This window comes from Methylocystis parvus OBBP, assembly GCF_027571405.1.
Classification (GTDB): Bacteria; Pseudomonadota; Alphaproteobacteria; order Rhizobiales; family Beijerinckiaceae; genus Methylocystis; species Methylocystis parva.
This window is the reverse complement of sequence record NZ_CP092968.1, coordinates 887,010-903,222: the sequence shown is the minus strand read 5'-3', so window position 1 is coordinate 903,222 and position 16,213 is coordinate 887,010. Positions and strand designations below refer to the sequence as shown.

General features: G+C 64.7%; 18 protein-coding genes. 6 read left to right on the top strand and 12 right to left on the bottom strand.

Annotated features, from left to right (window positions below; genetic code table 11):
• Positions 1–147: 147 nt before the first annotated feature.
• From lnt to miaB, 5 genes are all read right to left on the bottom strand, one after another.
• Positions 148–1,782, bottom strand: a complete 1,635-nt coding sequence (lnt, locus tag MMG94_RS04460; protein WP_016919025.1) for an apolipoprotein N-acyltransferase — start codon at positions 1,780–1,782, stop codon at positions 148–150.
• Between the two features lie 111 nt (positions 1,783–1,893).
• Entirely contained in the window at positions 1,894–2,820 is a 927-nt protein-coding gene (locus MMG94_RS04455) for a hemolysin family protein (RefSeq protein ID WP_026016110.1), read from the bottom strand.
• Entirely contained in the window at positions 2,804–3,331 is a 528-nt protein-coding gene (gene ybeY, locus MMG94_RS04450; protein WP_016919023.1) for an rRNA maturation RNase YbeY, read from the bottom strand. Before ybeY ends, MMG94_RS04455 begins: the two co-directional genes overlap by 17 nt.
• Positions 3,328–4,359 carry a PhoH family protein gene (locus tag MMG94_RS04445; protein ID WP_016919022.1) on the bottom strand — a complete coding sequence of 344 codons (1,032 nt, stop codon included), beginning with the start codon at positions 4,357–4,359 and terminating at the stop codon, positions 3,328–3,330. The genes ybeY and MMG94_RS04445 overlap by 4 nt, the downstream gene beginning before the upstream one ends.
• The gene (miaB, locus tag MMG94_RS04440) at positions 4,356–5,681 is read right to left on the bottom strand and encodes a tRNA (N6-isopentenyl adenosine(37)-C2)-methylthiotransferase MiaB (protein WP_026016109.1); all 1,326 of its coding nucleotides are present in this window, start codon (positions 5,679–5,681) and stop codon (positions 4,356–4,358) included. The genes MMG94_RS04445 and miaB overlap by 4 nt, the downstream gene beginning before the upstream one ends.
• Before the next feature lie 337 nt (positions 5,682–6,018).
• Between miaB and MMG94_RS04435 the strand changes: the two genes are divergently transcribed.
• A complete protein-coding gene (locus MMG94_RS04435) occupies positions 6,019–8,088 on the top strand; it encodes a GMC family oxidoreductase (protein ID WP_016919020.1) in 2,070 nt (689 codons plus the stop codon).
• A 28-nt stretch (positions 8,089–8,116) separates the two neighbouring features.
• Here MMG94_RS04435 and MMG94_RS04430 read toward each other — a convergent pair whose 3' ends face one another.
• The 5 genes from MMG94_RS04430 to MMG94_RS04410 all read right to left on the bottom strand — a co-directional run bounded on the left by MMG94_RS04430 (position 8,117) and on the right by MMG94_RS04410 (position 10,731).
• Positions 8,117–8,605 carry a GNAT family N-acetyltransferase gene (locus MMG94_RS04430; RefSeq protein ID WP_016919019.1) on the bottom strand — a complete coding sequence of 163 codons (489 nt, stop codon included), beginning with the start codon at positions 8,603–8,605 and terminating at the stop codon, positions 8,117–8,119.
• Between the two features lie 10 nt (positions 8,606–8,615).
• Positions 8,616–9,473 (bottom strand): tRNA (adenosine(37)-N6)-threonylcarbamoyltransferase complex dimerization subunit type 1 TsaB, encoded by an 858-nt coding sequence (gene tsaB / locus MMG94_RS04425; protein WP_016919018.1) that lies wholly within the window; start codon positions 9,471–9,473, stop codon positions 8,616–8,618.
• Positions 9,474–9,534: 61 nt separating this feature from the next.
• Positions 9,535–10,095: a NifU family protein gene (locus MMG94_RS04420; protein ID WP_016919017.1), complete on the bottom strand. Its 561-nt coding sequence runs from the start codon at positions 10,093–10,095 to the stop codon at positions 9,535–9,537.
• A gap of 96 nt (positions 10,096–10,191) precedes the next feature.
• Positions 10,192–10,425, bottom strand: a complete 234-nt coding sequence (locus tag MMG94_RS04415) for a hypothetical protein (protein WP_016919016.1) — start codon at positions 10,423–10,425, stop codon at positions 10,192–10,194.
• A gap of 48 nt (positions 10,426–10,473) precedes the next feature.
• The gene (locus MMG94_RS04410; protein WP_016919015.1) at positions 10,474–10,731 is read right to left on the bottom strand and encodes a hypothetical protein; all 258 of its coding nucleotides are present in this window, start codon (positions 10,729–10,731) and stop codon (positions 10,474–10,476) included.
• 70 nt (positions 10,732–10,801) lie between these two features.
• On the opposite strand from MMG94_RS04410, the gene MMG94_RS04405 reads away from it, so the two are divergent.
• On the top strand, positions 10,802–11,242 hold the full coding sequence (locus MMG94_RS04405) for a nuclear transport factor 2 family protein (protein ID WP_244415250.1): 441 nt from the start codon (positions 10,802–10,804) through the stop codon (positions 11,240–11,242).
• A gap of 205 nt (positions 11,243–11,447) precedes the next feature.
• On the opposite strand, the gene purN is transcribed toward MMG94_RS04405, so the two are convergent.
• Both purN and purM read right to left on the bottom strand, forming a co-directional pair.
• A complete protein-coding gene (gene purN / locus MMG94_RS04400; RefSeq protein WP_016919013.1) occupies positions 11,448–12,104 on the bottom strand; it encodes a phosphoribosylglycinamide formyltransferase in 657 nt (218 codons plus the stop codon).
• A gap of 13 nt (positions 12,105–12,117) precedes the next feature.
• Complete coding sequence (gene purM / locus MMG94_RS04395; RefSeq protein ID WP_016919012.1) at positions 12,118–13,182, bottom strand: phosphoribosylformylglycinamidine cyclo-ligase; 1,065 nt, start codon at positions 13,180–13,182, stop codon at positions 12,118–12,120.
• Positions 13,183–13,527: 345 nt separating this feature from the next.
• Here purM and MMG94_RS04390 point away from each other — a divergent pair, with 345 nt between their 5' ends.
• The 4 genes from MMG94_RS04390 (at position 13,528) to MMG94_RS04375 (ending at position 16,159) form a co-directional block, all read left to right on the top strand.
• Positions 13,528–13,710, top strand: a complete 183-nt coding sequence (locus MMG94_RS04390; RefSeq protein ID WP_154420023.1) for a hypothetical protein — start codon at positions 13,528–13,530, stop codon at positions 13,708–13,710.
• Between the two features lie 127 nt (positions 13,711–13,837).
• On the top strand, positions 13,838–14,746 hold the full coding sequence (locus tag MMG94_RS04385) for a tetratricopeptide repeat protein (protein ID WP_016919010.1): 909 nt from the start codon (positions 13,838–13,840) through the stop codon (positions 14,744–14,746).
• A gap of 184 nt (positions 14,747–14,930) precedes the next feature.
• Positions 14,931–15,644: a DUF1013 domain-containing protein gene (locus MMG94_RS04380; RefSeq protein ID WP_016919009.1), complete on the top strand. Its 714-nt coding sequence runs from the start codon at positions 14,931–14,933 to the stop codon at positions 15,642–15,644.
• Between the two features lie 59 nt (positions 15,645–15,703).
• On the top strand, positions 15,704–16,159 hold the full coding sequence (locus tag MMG94_RS04375) for a CCDC90 family protein (RefSeq protein WP_016919008.1): 456 nt from the start codon (positions 15,704–15,706) through the stop codon (positions 16,157–16,159).
• The last annotated feature ends 54 nt before the right edge of the window (positions 16,160–16,213 follow it).

Here is a 16,213-nt window from a genome sequence, read left to right as displayed (position 1 = left end):
GAACGTTTATCGCTCTATCCTGCCATTGCTTTTGCCTGGCCATATCGACTTGTAGGATAGATTGAACGAGTGCAACAACTCTGAAGTGAAAGAACAGTTGAGCGGCACGGTCGACTTTTCGTAACACCACGTCTTGACGATGCTTTTTCAGCCTCGCCATCTCCCTGCGAGGGCGAGGAGAAGAAACAGGGCCCATAAAACGACGAAGGGGCCGCCCCCCCATCTGGCGAAGATGGTCTCACCGGCCGCTTTCGGCAGGCGGCCGTCGATGATCCCTTCTTCGCCCAATGGCAGCGAGTCGATTACGCGTCCGTAAGCGTCGACTATGGCGGAAATGCCAGTATTCGCGACGCGTATCAGCGGAAGACCTTCTTCGACGGCCCTCAGCCGGGCCTGCGCGAAATGCTGATAGGGTCCGATCGTCTTGCCGAACCACCCGTCATTGGTGAGGTTGAGCAGGAGTTGCGGGCGAGCGCCGCCCTTATCTCGGGGCGCCGCCTCGCCGGGGAAAATCGCTTCGTAGCAGATGAGCGGCGCGATTTGCGGCAGGCCCGGCGCCGCGAGCGTGCGCGGCCCTTGCCCCCTGTCCCAGACGCCGGGGACGAGATGCGAGACGCCGAGCGGCCGCAGCAGACCTTCCAGCGGCAAGTATTCGCCGAACGGGACAAGATGCGTCTTGTCGTAGAAGGCGAGAAAGCGGTCGCCCTGAAGCACTTCGATGGAGTTGTAAATCTTGCCCCGCCTTCCGCTCCCGTCGGCTTCGACGCGCGCGGCGCCGGTGATGAGGATTTTTCCCTGCAGCGCTCTGGAAATGGCCGCAACGGCCTGAGGCTCGCGCGAAAGAACGTAGGGGAAGGCGGATTCAGGCCAGATGAGGTGGGTGACGTCGGAGACGCCCGTATGTCCCGGCCCGGTCGCACGATCCGACAGCGCAAGGTAGCGGCGCAGGATTTCCTGGCCGTTCTCCGGCTTGAACTTGGCGTCTTGCGGGAGGTTCGGCTGCATCAGCCGCAGCGCGACCCCGTCCACATATTCCGTTCCGCTCGTCGCGAGCCGCAGCGCGCCATAGGCCGAGAGCGTCAAGAGAAGAAAGGCGGCCGTCCAGGCCGCGGCGTTGGACAGGAAGCGCTGCCCAGGGCGCCGATCGACGATCGTCGCCGGCGCGGCGAAAATGACGATCGCCAGGAGGTCCAGGCCGTGCAGACCTACCAGCGACGCCGCCTGGCCGAACGGGCCGGCCTCGGCCAGCGCCATGCCGAAATCGTTCCAGGGAAAGCCCGTAAGAATATGTCCGCGCAGCCATTCTGAGGCGCCGAGCCCCGCGGCCAGGGCGAAAATCCGAAGGCTCCCCGACGACCAGAGCAGCCGGGAAAGCGCGAAGCCGAGAGCGGGGAACAGCGCCAGCGCGGTGGGAAGCCCGATGACGGCGAGCGGGATCGCCCAGGCGAATTGATCGGCCTCGACCAGCATGGCGGCGCCGAGCCACCAAAGACTCGCGAGAAAATAGCCGAAGCCGAGCCACCAGCCCGCCGCGGCGGCCGAGCGGATCGGCGCAAGGCTGAAGCGCGCCCCTTGTATGGCCGCCCCGTCGATCAGCCAGACGGCGGCGGTCATCGGAACGGCCATGGCCGGCGCGAAATCGAAAGGGGGGAGAGCGAGGGTCCCGAAGGCGCCCGCGGCGAACGCGATCGCGCGGCGCGTCCATCCGTCGGCCAGAATAATGCGCTGAGGGAGGGTCGAAAGTCCCGCCCGCACGCCGCTAAGTTCGGCAGTCTGCGCCATCGGTTTGGAGGTTCCCCGCGAATCGGCGGCTCCACTCTAGACGCTTTGGAGGCGAGGCGAAGCCCGGGACAAGCTTAAGCTCTCGAAGCAAGCATAAGCTCAAACCCGGTCTCAAGGATGCCGTCGCGTCCGCACCCTCAACTTGCCGACGCGGCGCGGGTCGGCCTCGATGATTTCGAACTCATAGGCGTCGACCGGCGTGCCGATGATCTCGCCGCGCATCGGAACGCGTCCCGCGAGCCAGGCGACGAGGCCGCCGATCGTCGTGACTTCCGCCGGCGTGTCCTCCAGCCGGAAATCGACTCCGAGCCGCGCCGTCACTTCGTCGAGATCCGCGCGCGCATCGACGAGATAATCGCCATTGTCGAGTTCCTCGATCTCCGGCGGCTCCGCGACGTCGTGCTCGTCCTCGATGTCTCCGACGATCATCTCCATAATGTCTTCAATGGTGACGAGGCCGTCCGTGCCGCCATATTCGTCGATGACGAGCGCAAGATGCGTGCGCGTCGTCTGCATGCGGACGAGCAGGTCGAGCGCCGGCATCGAGCGGGGCACGAAAAGCACCGGCTTCAGAAGATTGGCGTCGCCAATCCGCGTGTCGAAGTCAATTTTCCTGGCGTCCGCCGCCGGCGCGTCGCTTTTCTCGGCGCGAATGGCGAGATGATTGACGAAGTCGCGTATGTGCACCATGCCGCGCGGATCGTCGAGGGTTTCGGCATAGACGGGCAGGCGCGAATGGCCGGCGTCGCGAAACACGGCGAGCGCGTCGCGCAGAGACGCTTCGAGCGAGATGGCCACGATGTCGGCGCGGGGGATCATCGCGTCCTCGACGCGCAGATCGTGCAAGCCGAGCACATTCTTCAGCAGGGCGCGCTCATGCGGCGTCACGTCGCCGGCGGCTTCCTCCAGCGCGTCCTCGATATCCTCGCGGACGGAGGCCGGCGAGAGGCCGAGCAGACCCCTCAGCCTGTCGAGCAGCGTCACGCGCTCGTGGCTGCGTCTTAATGGCTCCTCGGCGTTTTCAGATCGTATCGACATGACCTTCGTTCAGTTCGCTCGCTTCATCCTCTTCGCCGGCCGCCTCGCCGGCGTAGGGGTCGCGCAAGCCCAACCGGGACGCGATCCGTCTTTCGAGGCTCTCCATTTCTTCGGCCTCGGCGGCAGTCTCATGATCATAGCCGATCAGATGCAGAAATCCATGGATGACCATGTGGGCGGTATGGTCGCGCAATGTTTTTTCCTGCTCCGCCGCCTCCCCGGCCACGGTCTCGTAGGCGATCACAATGTCGCCGAGGAGGGGGCGGGCGGCGAGCGGCCCGGGCGTCGGGAAGGACAGGACGTTGGTGGGCTGATCCTTCCCGCGCCATTCGGCGTTGAGATCATGGATTTCAGCGTCGTCGCAGAATGTGACGCTGATTTCACAGCCTTCGACAAGTCGGGCTCCGCTCTCGGCGAGACTCGCCTTTATCGCGTCGCGGGTCAGCGCCTCGAGTCCGTTGAGGCTGTCCCAAGCCTCGGCGGCGAGGTTGATGTCGATTTCCACGCTCATGACTGTTTGTTTTTCGCGCGGGCGGCGCGGTCATAGGCGCCGACGATCTGGCGCACGAGATCGTGACGCACCACGTCGCCCTCGGAAAAGGCGACGCGGCCGACGCTGTCGATTTCCGACAGAAGCGAAATCGCTTCGGACAGGCCCGAGGTCTGGCCCGGGGGCAGGTCGGTCTGCGACGGATCGCCGGTAATGATCATGCGCGAGCCTTCGCCGAGGCGCGTCAGAAACATTTTCATCTGCATGGAGGTGGCGTTCTGCGCCTCGTCGAGCAGGATGCAGGCGCGGGTGAGGGTGCGGCCGCGCATGAAGGCGAGCGGCGCCACCTCGATAATGCCGGTCTGCATGCCGCGCTCGACCATGCGCGAGTCCATGAAGTCGTGCAGGGCGTCATAGATGGGGCGCAGATAGGGATCGACCTTCTCGCGCATGTCGCCGGGCAGGAAGCCCAGACGCTCGCCGGCCTCCACCGCCGGGCGCGAGAGAATGAGCCGCTCCACGGCGCCTTGCTCCATGAGCTGCACGGCATGGCCGACGGCGAGCCAGGTCTTGCCCGTGCCGGCGGGTCCGGCGCCGAAAACCAGCTCATAGCGCTTCATCGCGCGCAAATACTGGTCCTGAGCGGCGTTGCGCGCGCGCACCAGCCCGCGCTTGCGGGTGATGAGCTGCTCAAAGGCGCCGCGCGCGGGCTCCGCGTCCGGAAAGAGGCTGCGCTGGCGCGCCGTCTCCTCGATCGCGCCGTCCACGTCGCCGAGCGCGATGGCCTGGCCCTTGGAGATGCGCTCGTAAAGCGCCTCCAGCACGCGGCGGGCGTGTTCGCAGGCCTCCGATTTCCCCTTCAGCGTGACATGATTGCCATTGGCGAAGGAGGCGATTTTCAGCCGCCGCTCGATCTTGGCGAGGTTCTGATCGTAATGCCCGAAGACGAGGGAGGCGTATTTATTGTTTTCGAAGGCCAGGGTGATTTCCGCGTCGGGCTCGGCCGCCTCGTCCCGGCGTCCGGTCCTCGGTTCGTCAATCGTCGTCAAGCCTTCGCCTCCTCGCCCTCGCCCAACAGCCGACCGGCCAGCGAATTGGACCCCGCGGCGACGATCGCCACCGGGGCCACGCGCCCGATCATTTCAGCGGAGCCGCTGACATGCACGGCCTGCATATAGGGGCTCTTGCCGCCGATTTGACCCTCGTGGCGGCCCTGTTTCTCGAACAGCACGTCGATCGTCCGACCAACGGTCGCGCTGTTGAAGGACTGGCGCTGCTCTTCCAGCAGCGCCTGAAGCGCGGCGAGACGCTCGCGCATGACCTCTTCGCCGATCTGGTCGTCGCGCTCGGCGCCGGGCGTGCCGGGACGGGGCGAATATTTGAAGGAGAAACTCGATGCGAAGCCGACGTCGCGCACGAGCTGCATCGTCGCTTCGAAATCTTCGTCCGTCTCGCCGGGAAAGCCCACGATGAAATCCGACGACATCGCCATATCGGGCCGCGCCTTGCGCAGCCTCGCGACGATGTCGAGAAAGTCTTCCGCCTTGTGCTTGCGGTTCATGGCTTTCAGGATGCGGTCCGATCCGGACTGAACGGGGAGATGGACATAGGGCATGAGCTTTGGGATCGACTCATGCGCCTCAATCAAATCCTGCGCCATGTCGACAGGATGACTGGTGGTGTAGCGCAGGCGCTCCAGCCCCCGCATTTCTGAAAGATGTTCGAACAGCCTGGCGAGGCTCCATTCCGCGCCCTTTTCATCCGGGCCGCGATAGGCGTTGACGTTCTGGCCGATGAGCGTGACCTCGGCGACGCCGGCCTCCACGAGCCGCCGCGTCTCGGCGACAATGTCCGCCACCGGACGTGAGACCTCGGCGCCGCGCGTGTAGGGAACGACGCAGAAGGAACAGAATTTGTCGCAGCCTTCCTGCACGGTGACGAAAGCGGAGACGCCGCGGGCGCGGATCTGCGCGCGGCTCGGCTGGGGCAGGGCGTCGAACTTGTCCTCGACCGCGAAATCCGTGTCGGTGAGGCGGCCGCCCTCCCTGGCGCGTTGCAGCAGGTCCGGCAGGCGGTGATAGCTCTGCGGGCCGACGACGAGATCGACCGCCCGCTGGCGCTTCAACACCTCCGCGCCCTCGGCCTGCGCGACGCAGCCGGCGACGACGATCTTCATGTCGCGGCCTGAGACTTCGCGCGCGCGCTTTTCGAGCGCCAGCTTGCCGAGCTCCGAGTAGATTTTCTCGGCGGCCTTTTCGCGGATGTGGCAGGTGTTGAGAATGACGAGATCGGCCTCGGCTTCGTTCGTCGTCTCGGCGTAGCCCTCCTGGCCGAGCAGATCGGCCATGCGCGTGGCGTCATAGACGTTCATCTGGCAGCCGTAAGACTTGACCAGAACCTTGCCGCCAGCGTCTCGACCCTTCTCCTGCGAGGCCGCCAAGTCGGGGGCCTCCTGAAGCGCTTCCGCCGCGTTCGAAACCGGGGTGGTAATCTTGATGCTCCTGCCTGCCTGAGGACGCGACTCGCCCGCCGCCTCAGTTCTCCGAATATTATAGGCGGTTTTCGCAGGGGAGCCGACTCGAATGTTTGGGCCCCTTCCGCCGCCGCCCGTCGCCGCCGCTACGATGATTTAGCCGTCGGATGCTTGACGGGAACGCCGTTCGATCGCAATCTGCATTCGTTAAGTTATTTTATTCAGGAGATTTTCAATGAGTGAATATGATTTCGTCATCGTCGGCTCGGGAGCCGGCGGGGGGCCGTTGGCCGCCAATTTGGCGCTGGCGGGTTTCAAAGTGCTTTTGCTCGAGGCTGGGGAGGATTTGCTCGCGGCGGGCAAGACCGACGACAATTATTCGATCCCGGCCTTTCACGCGCTCGCCAGCGAAGACCCGGCGTCGAGCTGGGAGTTTTTCGTCGAGCATTATGCGGATGAGGACCGGCGAAGATCCGACTGGAAGCGCCATGCGGGAACGATCGCCGCCGACGCCGGCCCGTTCGAGGGGCCGCCGTCTTTCGAACAGCCGGTCGAGCGCGCGCAGGGCGTCTTCTACCCACGCGCCAGCGCGCTCGGCGGCTGCACGACCCATCATGCGCTGATCACGGTCTACCCCGCTGACGAAGACTGGGACGGGATATCGGCGCTTGTTCAAGACCCGAGCTGGAGCGCTGGCGCGATGCGCAAATATTTCGACCGCATCGAGAACGCCCGTTATCGAGACGCAAGCGTTCTCTACAGCCTGCCGGGGCTCACCGACGTCGCCTCCGAATTCGCGTCGCTCTTCGAGGAGGGCGTCGACGCCGTCAGGGCGCAAATCCACGACGCCATCCGCGAACCGCGGAAGGTCAGAGGCGACCTTGGCGTCGTGACCGCCAACGAATTTGGGAAAGGCGCCCATGGTCCCCGCGGCGCCGGATGGCTGACCGTCACCCAAGCCGACCCCAAACTTCTCCTCAATGACGAGAACGGCGCGAAAAAAGCGGTCATCGCGGCTTTCAAGACGGCCTTCCAGCGCGGCGTTCCGCCAATGCCCCGGCTCAATCCCAACGAGCCTTCCGTTGCGACGGAAAAGAAGGAGGGCGTCAACGTCATTCCGATTTCTGTGGATAATGGCCGCCGCACGGGCGCACGCGAGCGCGTGCGCGCCGCGCAGCGCTTGCTCCAGTCCGCGAAAGAGCAGGGGCTCCCGGCAGGCCAGCTGACGCTCGAGACGAATACGTTCGTTACGGCGGTCGAGTTCGCGCCCGACGATCCGACGCGCGCCATCGGCGTGCGCTGCGCGAAAGGAGAGCGGCTCTACGGCGCGCGCCACCATCGCGCGGACCCGCCGACAGGAAGGGAGGAACTCGTTTATTTCGCCAATAAGGAGGTCATTCTCTGCGGAGGGGCGTTCAACACGCCGCAATTGCTGATGCTCTCCGGCATCGGCCCGAAGGCGGACCTTGAAGCCTTGGGCATAAGCGTTCGGATCGACAGCCCCGGCGTCGGAAAGAATCTGCAGGATCGCTACGAGGTCGGCGTCGTCGGACAGGCGCCGCGCCCGCTTCGCACAATGGAAAAGGCGCGCTTCGAGTCAGGCCATGAGTCAGAAGCGCCGGACCCGGATCCTCACAAAGCCGAGTGGAAAGAAACCGGAAAGGGAATATACGCGACCAATGGCGCGGTCGTCGGGATCGTCATGCGGTCGAGCCAACGCACGCGCGAGCAGGCGCCGGATCTCTACGTGTTCGGCCTTCCCCTGAATTTTCAGGGCTATTATGTCGGTTATTCGCGTCGGGCGCTCGCGCAGAAAGACTATTTCACCTGGGCGGTGCTGAAGGGCCACACCAGGAACGCCTCGGGCGAGGTCACGCTCAGAACGGCCGACCCTTTCGACACGCCCAATATCAACTTCAAATATTTTGACGAGAGCAAAGAAGACGGCGGGAGTGGCGAGGATTTGCAGGCGGTCATCGACGGCGTCGAGTTCGCGCTGGAGATCAACCGCTCGCTCATCGACGATGGCGTCCTCGCGGCGCAAGTCGCGCCCCAACTCGGCGAAGATCTGCGGGAATATGTCAAGAAAAACGCCTGGGGCCACCATGCCTCCTGCACCTGCCGGATCGGCCCCGACGGCGATCCGATGGCGGTGCTCGACAAGGAATTCCAGGTGCGCGGCGCCAGGAATCTGCGAGTGGTCGACGCCTCGGTCTTTCCCCGGATTCCCGGCCTTTTCATTCTCGCTTCCGTCTACATGATCAGCGAGAAGGCGAGCGAGACGATCATCGCGAAATATCGGTGACCTGAAACTGGTGAGGCGCTACGGCGCCTCACATCTCCAATCGCAAATTCACCGCCGCGCGCTTCGTCCCGTCGGCGCGCTGGTAATAATTCTCCCGCCGGCCGATCTCCTTGAAGCCGACGCGGAAATAGAGCTTCAGCGCCGCGTCGTTGTCGTCGGCGACTTCCAGAAAGACCAGCCTCGCGCCGCCGCGCTCCAGATTTTCCAGATGCTTGTCGAGGATCATGCGGCCGAGGCCCGCGCCCCGGCGGGCCGGGTCGACCGCGAAAGTCAGAACCTCGGAGTCCGGGGGCAAAAGGCGCGACAGGATGAAGCCGCCGAGCTTGCCGCGCGCGCCCTCCGCCACCGCGCCGTCGGCGATGATGTGCGGATCGGTGAGATAGCTCTCGAAATCGATCTTGGACCAGCCAAAGGCGAAGGAGGCGCCATGCAGCGTCTCGCATTCTTCCGCCCGCTCGGCCCCGATCGGCCGAACCACAAAGGACGGCTTGGCGAAGAAACTGGTCAAAAGGCTCATGGCGAGGAATTTAAGCGCGCGCCGGCGCGGAGGCGAGCGCTTCCTGCGAGGGGGCGCTGTCCGGGGCGGGTTCGGCGGGGGGCGCCGGCGGGTCGGGCCACGCCGCGCGCGGCGCGGACGAAGGAGTTTCCTGAGGCGTCTCGGGTTCCGCGGCCAGAGGCGGGGCCGGAGCGGACGCCTCGGATGGCGGCGCGGCTTCGGCCGGCTTGCCGGGGAGGGTGACGTCCGGCTCCTTGAGATAGAGCGGCCGGGCGGGCGCCGTCTCGGGCCGCGCGGCGAGGCCGAGCCGGGCGACGAATTCGATGTCGGGGGACGCCTGCTCGCTGACGATCCGGACCGTCATGCCGGTGGCGCGGGCTTCCTTGGCCAGCAATTCGGCCCCGGATCCAATGAGCAGCAGCGGCCCGTCGCCGAGCGCCCGCAGCGCCTCATGCGCGCCGGCCCGGCGGGGCGTCAGCAGCGCGCGGCCGTCCGGAGCGAAGGCCGCCACATAGACCTTGCCGTGTCTTGCGTCGATGGCGGCGGCGGCGACGCCGTCGAATTCCTCCAGGATCAGCGGGGCGGCGAGGGCGGCCAGCGTCGAGACGCCGACGACCTCCGCCTTGCAGGCCAGAGCGATGGCCTGTCCGGCGGCGAGGCCGATGCGAATGCCGGTGAAGGAGCCGGGACCGACCGCGACGGCGACCCGGTCGATGGTGGAGAAGCCGCCCTCGACCTTGCTCATGACCCGCTCGATGAGCGGCATGATCGCCTCCGCATGCCCGCGCTCCATGGCGAGGGTCTCGGAAGCGATGGGCTGCTCCGCGTCGTGGTCGAGCACGCAGGCCGAGACGGCGGGCAGGGCGGTGTCAATCGCAAGGATTCGCATGGGCGGATTATGACCGTTTTGGGGGCGCGATCAATAAAGCGGCAGGCGAATCCCGCGAGAACTAGGCCGGTTCGACGGATTTCACCTGCGGAACGAAGTGACGGAGCAGGTTTTCGATGCCGTTGCGCAGCGTCGCGGTGGAGGAGGGGCAGCCCGAGCAGGCGCCTTTCATGGCGAGGAAGACGACGCCGTCGCGAAAGCCCTTGAAGACGATGTCGCCGCCGTCGCCAGCGACGGCCGGGCGCACGCGAGTCTCGATCAACTCCTTGATCGTCGCCACGGTTTCGGCGTCGGCCGGATCGTAAAACTCCCCGCCGTGATCCTCGACGGCCGCGTCGCCCTCGGTCAGAAGCGGCGCGCCGGAGGCGAAATGCTCCATGATCGTGCCGAGAATGGCGGGCTTCAGATGGGCCCAGTCCATTTCCCTCTTCGTGACGGAAACGAAGTCGCCGCCATACATCACCGCCTCGACGCCCTCGATCGCGAGCAGGGCCTGCGCCAGCGGCGCGTTGGCGGCGGCGTCCGGCGAGCGGAACTCCATCGCGCCCTGGCCGAGAACGTTCTGGCCGGGCAGGAATTTCAGCGTGGCGGGATTGGGGGTGGCTTCGGTCTGGATGAACATTCTCTAGCCTCCTGCGCCCGGTTCAAGGCCGGGGAATTGGCGGGTGATTAGCACAGTTTCGACTGGCCGCGATATGGATCGCCTTGATGTGGGGTTTCACTCCTCCGCCCGAAAGTCCGCGCGGCGATCGAGCCACCGCCTGAGCGCCACGACCGACCACACGCCCTCTACGAGGCCGAACGGCCACGCGCCTTGCAGGAATCCATAAATGGAGCCGAGCGCGCAGGAGGCCGCGAAGCCGAGCACAAACCAATGGCTGCGCTCTTCGAGCGCATAAGTGAGCAGCATGGCGCTCACGGCGAAGAGTCCGAAGAGGGTCAGCGCGTCCATGCCGAAGCGTTGCAAGTCGCGCGCCGCCGCGTCAATCGCGCCGCCCCTTCAATCGCGACATGGGCGCGCGTCGCAATTCCCAGCGATCAGGCAGACGCGTTTGTCGACGCAGCAGCGATAGCGGCATTCGTCCTGGCCGAAGCCGGCGTTCGGGGCGCAACTGGCGAGGCAGACGCGAAAGGTTTTCGAGCAGCTCTGCTTTATTTGCCTCTGGCAGCTCTGCGCGCCGCCCTGCGCAGATGCGCCGCCCAGGGAAAAGAGCATGAGCGCGACGGAGATCGACAGGGCGAGCCGGCTTCTTGTCATGTCTCCTCGCAAACGTCATCGGGCGCTGCAAAGCAAAGCAAAGCATATCGGCGCTTGCGGCGCTATTGCCATGGGGGGTCAAATCCCGCACTCTTCCTCCATGGACGAAGAAAGCCTGCTCGCGGCAAACGCCGCCTATTACCGCGCCTTCTCCGCACGCGACCTCGCGGCCATGGAGACGATCTGGGCGGAAGACGGCGTCACCTGCGTGCATCCGGGCTGGCCGGTGGCGCTCATCGGCCGCGCGCCGGTCATCGGCTCCTATTGCGACATCTTCCGCAACCCATCGCAGGAAGCGATCCGTACGGAAGAGGAGCAGGCGGCGATCGACGGCGTCGATGGGCGGGTATTTTGTGTAGAGCAGGTCGGCGGCGGGCTATTGCTGGCGTCGAACTGGTTCCGCTTCATCGACGGGACGTGGCGGCTGCTGCATCATCAAGCGAGCCCCATCGCCGCGCCGCCGCAGAAGAGGAAAGAGCAGCCGAAGGAGCCGAAGCCGTCGTTTCATTGAGGGCCGCGCGTCGACCTTCATAGCGACCTTGACCGTCATTGCGAAGAGCATATGGCGAAGTCGGGTATGCCCGACTTCGAAAAAAGCGACGAAGCAGTCCAGAGCCGCGCGCGTTGATACAGGCAACCACACGACTTCAAAGCAAAACTAGGACTTCAACAATATACTAGTCCTCCAAGTCTGCACACAACCATTCTTTCTCGACTTAGAAAGGGGTTGCAGAGGGCGCGATCAATCTGTCGTCGCAAGCGGGCAGCGCTCCCAGCACGCGATTGCCCTCGATCCGCACGGCGCCCGACGCCGCGAGCCGCAGCGCCAGCGGGTAAATCACATGCTCCTGCGACAAAACGCGGGCGCCGAGCGTTTCCGGCGTGTCGCCGTCGAGCACCGGCACGGCGGCCTGCGCGACGATCGGGCCTTCATCCATTTCCGGCACGACGAAATGCGCCGTGCAGCCATGTATCTTCACGCCGTCGGCGAGCGCGCGCTCATGGGTGTGCAGACCGCGATAGGACGGCAGCAGAGCCGGGTGGATGTTGAGCATCCGCCCACGCCACTGATTGATGAACCAGGGGGTGAAGAGCCGCATGAAGCCGGCGAGGCAGATGAAATCGATGCGGTGGGTCTCGAGCACGAGTTGCAGCGAGCGCTCGAACTCCTCTCGACCTGCGTAAATCTTGTGGTCGACGGCGGCGACGGCGACGCCGGCCGCTTTCGCTTTAGCAAGACCCGGCGCATCGGCGCGGTTTGAGAGGACGAGAACGATCTCCGCTGGAAAATCCGGCGCGCGCGCGGCGGCGATCAGGGCGTCCATATTGGAGCCGCGGCCGGAGATGAGAATGGCGGTGCGCAGGCGGGTCATCTTTCTTAGAGACCTACAACCCCAACGCGCCGTTCATCACGACGCGCTCGCCGCCCTCGGCGTCGATCGCCTCGCCGATCCGCACGGGCTTCTCGCCGACTTCGCGGAGTACATTCTCGACCTCGCCGGCGCCGTCCTTCGCCGCGAAGACGACCATGCCGATTCCGCAATTGAACGTGCGCAGCATCTCATATTCGGCGACGTCGCCGGTCTTGGCGAGCCATTTGAAGACGCGCGGGACCTCGAAAGCGGCAAGATCCAGCGAGACGTTCACGCCCTTGGGCAGCACGCGCGGCAGATTGTCCGGAAAGCCGCCGCCGGTGATATGCGCGAGCGCGCGGATATGGGGCGTCTTCTTCAGCGCGGCGAGCAAGGGCTTCACATAGATGCGCGTCGGTTCGAGCAGAGCGCGGGCGAGCGTCATTTCCGGCGCGAAAGGCGCGGTGGCGCTCCAGGAGAGGCCCGTCTCCTTCACGATGCGGCGCACGAGCGAGAAGCCGTTGGAATGCACGCCGGAGGACGGCAGGCCGAAAGCGACGTCGCCGGGCTGAACCTCGCGCGGCAGAAGTCCCTTGCGTTCGGCGGCGCCGACGGCGAAGCCGGCGAGATCATAATCGCGGCCCGAATAGAGACCGGGCATTTCCGCCGTCTCGCCGCCAAGCAGCGCGCAGCCGGCCTGGACGCAGCCGTCGGAAACGCCTTTCACGACGGAAGCGGCGACATTCGGGTCGAGCTTGCCGGTGGCGTAATAGTCGAGAAAGAAGAGCGGCTCCGCGCCCTGCACGATGAGATCGTTGACGCACATGGCGACGAGATCGATTCCGATCGTCCCATGCATGCCCGACTCGATCGCGATCTTGACCTTGGTGCCGACGCCGTCATTCGCCGCGACGAGCACGGGATCGGTGAAACGCGCGGCTTTCAGGTCGAAGACCCCGCCAAAGCCGCCGATCTCGCCATCCGCGCCGGGCCGGCGCGTCGCCCGGACGGCGGGGCGGATCATATCGACGAGCCGGTTACCGGCGTCGATATCCACGCCCGCGTCGGAATAGGTGAGACCCTTGGCGTTATTCTGCATGGCGTCGTCCCGTCGGGCCCTCCCGCCCATCGGGGGTTAATGGGCAAAGCGCCTGCCGCTGTCAAATGAGGCGTTCCCCGCCAGGCTCTTGTGCAATTGCACAATAAACTCAGCTCGCAACCCGACCGGACGACACGAAGCCCGCACAACGTTTGCGCCTCGATGAAATTTGTTCGAAACCTTGACGGCCCGCGCAGGGGAAAGCGCATGTTGGCGACGCTCCATCGATCGGATTTCAATAGGAAAATTAAAGCTCGACCGCAGCGCAGATTCGACACATTCGAAGCTTGTCTTAACGACGCGCGCGTTGCGAAAGATCGACGCGCCGCCGTGGGAGATTCACAAATGCAGAGTGGAACGAATCCAAGCTTTGACGCCATGCAGGCGCTGAGAGTCATCGTCAAACTCGAGGATACGCCGGACGCCGACTCGGCTTATTTGCGAAGGCTCGTCGTCGCCGACGCAAAACTGCATATCGAAGCGGCGACCGCGGAAAACGCGTCCGAGGAATCGCAGGCCGACGCTTAGTCGCGGCAAGAGGCGGCGTGACCAACGCCGCCTTCCATATGACGCATCACTTTCACAGGTGCGCCGACGCACAGACTTGGCGGGCGCAATTCTTCAAGAGGGGAGGCGTGACTTTCAGGAGGGTGCGATGATTCCGCGTCAGACGATCGCCGCTGCTATGTTTGTCGTTTCCTGCGGCGGGAGTCAGGCGACGTGTCTCTACAAGCCGTTCGAATTTTTCCCCGACAGAAACGACGGCGTCATTGTCGGCGAAGTGATTCAAAAGGGAACCGATTGCCAGCACAAATTCAAGGAAGGCAAGGGCTATCGCTTCACCAGCGTCGCGCCCGACGACAAGCCGCCTGTGCATGGGGCGATCAAGAAAATCGGCGACAGGGAATTCATCTATACGCCGCAGCCCGATTATGTGGGCGACGATATCTACGCCTTCAAAATCTGCGCAACGAAAGGCAAGAAGCAGGGATGCTCGCTTGTCGCGTTCGACGCGCATATTCGCGAGGCGTCGGACAAGGGCGAGGACCCGGCGAAGACGGACGCCGGCGACTGCAGGGTCGGGGACGCCGACAAGGCCATCGCCGCCTGCGGGTTGATCATCGACGATGCGGGCCGCGACGCGCCGGCGCGCGGCATGGCCGCGAAATACCGGGGAATGGCCTATTTCCGCAAAGGCGACCTCGCCCATGCCGAGGCGGATTTTTCAAAGGCCGCCGAGTTCGATCCCAGCGACTCCGAGGCCTTCTCCAATCGCGGTCTGATGCGCCAGCAGCTCGGGCAGGTCGACAACGCCATCGCCGATTACGACAAGGCCATCGCATTGAAGCCCGGGCAGGGCGCCGCCTACGCAAACCGCGCCTTGGCCTGGCGGATGAAGGGCGATCTGGACCGCGCCGTCGCGGACGCTTCGAAGGCGATCGAGCTGGGGCTGACGGGCGTCTATCGTCTGCGCGCCGATCTTTATCGCGCCAAGGGCGAGTCGGCGCGCGCACGCGCCGACGAAGAGGAGGCGAAAAAATCCGCACCTGGCGCGAAGCCTTGAGCGCGCGCATTGGCGCCGCGGCCGAAATTTGAGCGCCACGGCGCCCAATCATTGCGCTTTTGCCGGGAAACGCGTATATCAGCTTCATTCCCATCATGGACGGTCGAGCCTAATGGGCCGCCAGCGCGAAGAAGCGCGGCGCCGGGCGCTCCCGCCATGCTCGTGACCCAAGGAGATTGACGAGATGAGCAACGCCCCCTTGATGCCGAAGGCGACGGCTGTCTGGCTCGTCGAAAACACCTCGCTGACCTTCGACCAGATCGCCGAATTCTGTAAGCTCCACCCGCTCGAGGTGAAAGGCATTGCGGATGGCGAGGTCGCCGCCGGCATTCGCGGACATGACCCGATCACCTCCGGCCAGCTCAGCCGTGACGAAATCGGCCGGGGCGAGCGCGATCCCAAGCATCAGCTGAAGCTGCTGGTCTCCAAGGTCGTCGTGCCGGAGGTCAAGAAGGCGCGCGGCCCGCGCTACACGCCGCTGTCGCGCCGCCAGGATCGCCCCAACGCCATTCTTTGGCTGGTGCGCAACCATCCGGAGCTGAAGGACGCGCAGATCATGCGCCTCGTCGGCACCACCAAGGCGACGCTGAAGGCGATTCGCGAGCGCACGCATTGGAACTCCGCCGCGCTGACGCCGATGGATCCGGTGACGCTCGGCCTCTGCTCGCAGATCGATCTCGATTTCGAGGTGAACCGCGCCGCCAAGGACCGTCCGGCCGTCGTCGAGGATCATGGCCAGACGCTCATGCCGGCCGCCGTCACCACCGGTCATCGCGAGCCGGTGACGACCGAGGACGTCTTCGGCAAGCCGAGCGCGCCGCAACCCGCGGAAGAGGAAGACAATTTCGACGCCGACCGCGTCTTCGGGCGGCTGAAGGACCTCGATTTCGGGGAGTAAGCGGCGAGAGCTGAGCCATAAGGATTGATTTGGGCGGCGGCGGGGCCTATCCTCCTGGAATGGTCTCGACCGCCATTTCTTTCGACCGCCTCGCCTATGTCGACCGCCTGAAAAGCGGCGGGATCGACGAGACTCAAGCGCGCGCCCATGCCGACGCTCTCGATGCGGCCCTGCGCGACACGGTCGCTACAAAGTCAGACCTGGAAGCCCTTGGTCGCGACTTACGCCAGGAAATTGCGGACCTTCGTAGCGAAATGGTCGGTCAGGGCGTCGAACTCCGCGGAGAAATCGCCGCCTTGGGCGTTGAGCTTCGTGGCGAAATCGCAGCTCAGGGAATGGAATTGCGTAGCGAGATTGCGGACGTTCGCCGCGATATGAGTGGGCTTGAGACCCGCCTCGACGCGAAGATCGACACTTCCGCCGCCAATCTCAAAGTGGAAATTCTGCGCTGGCTCTTCGTGTCGCAGATCGCTTTGGGCGGTTTCCTCTTCGCGTCGATGAAATTCGTGCGCTGACGGCTGCCGTCCGCTCGCGCGCTTGGCGCCTCCCGCGAAAATTGCATGTAATAG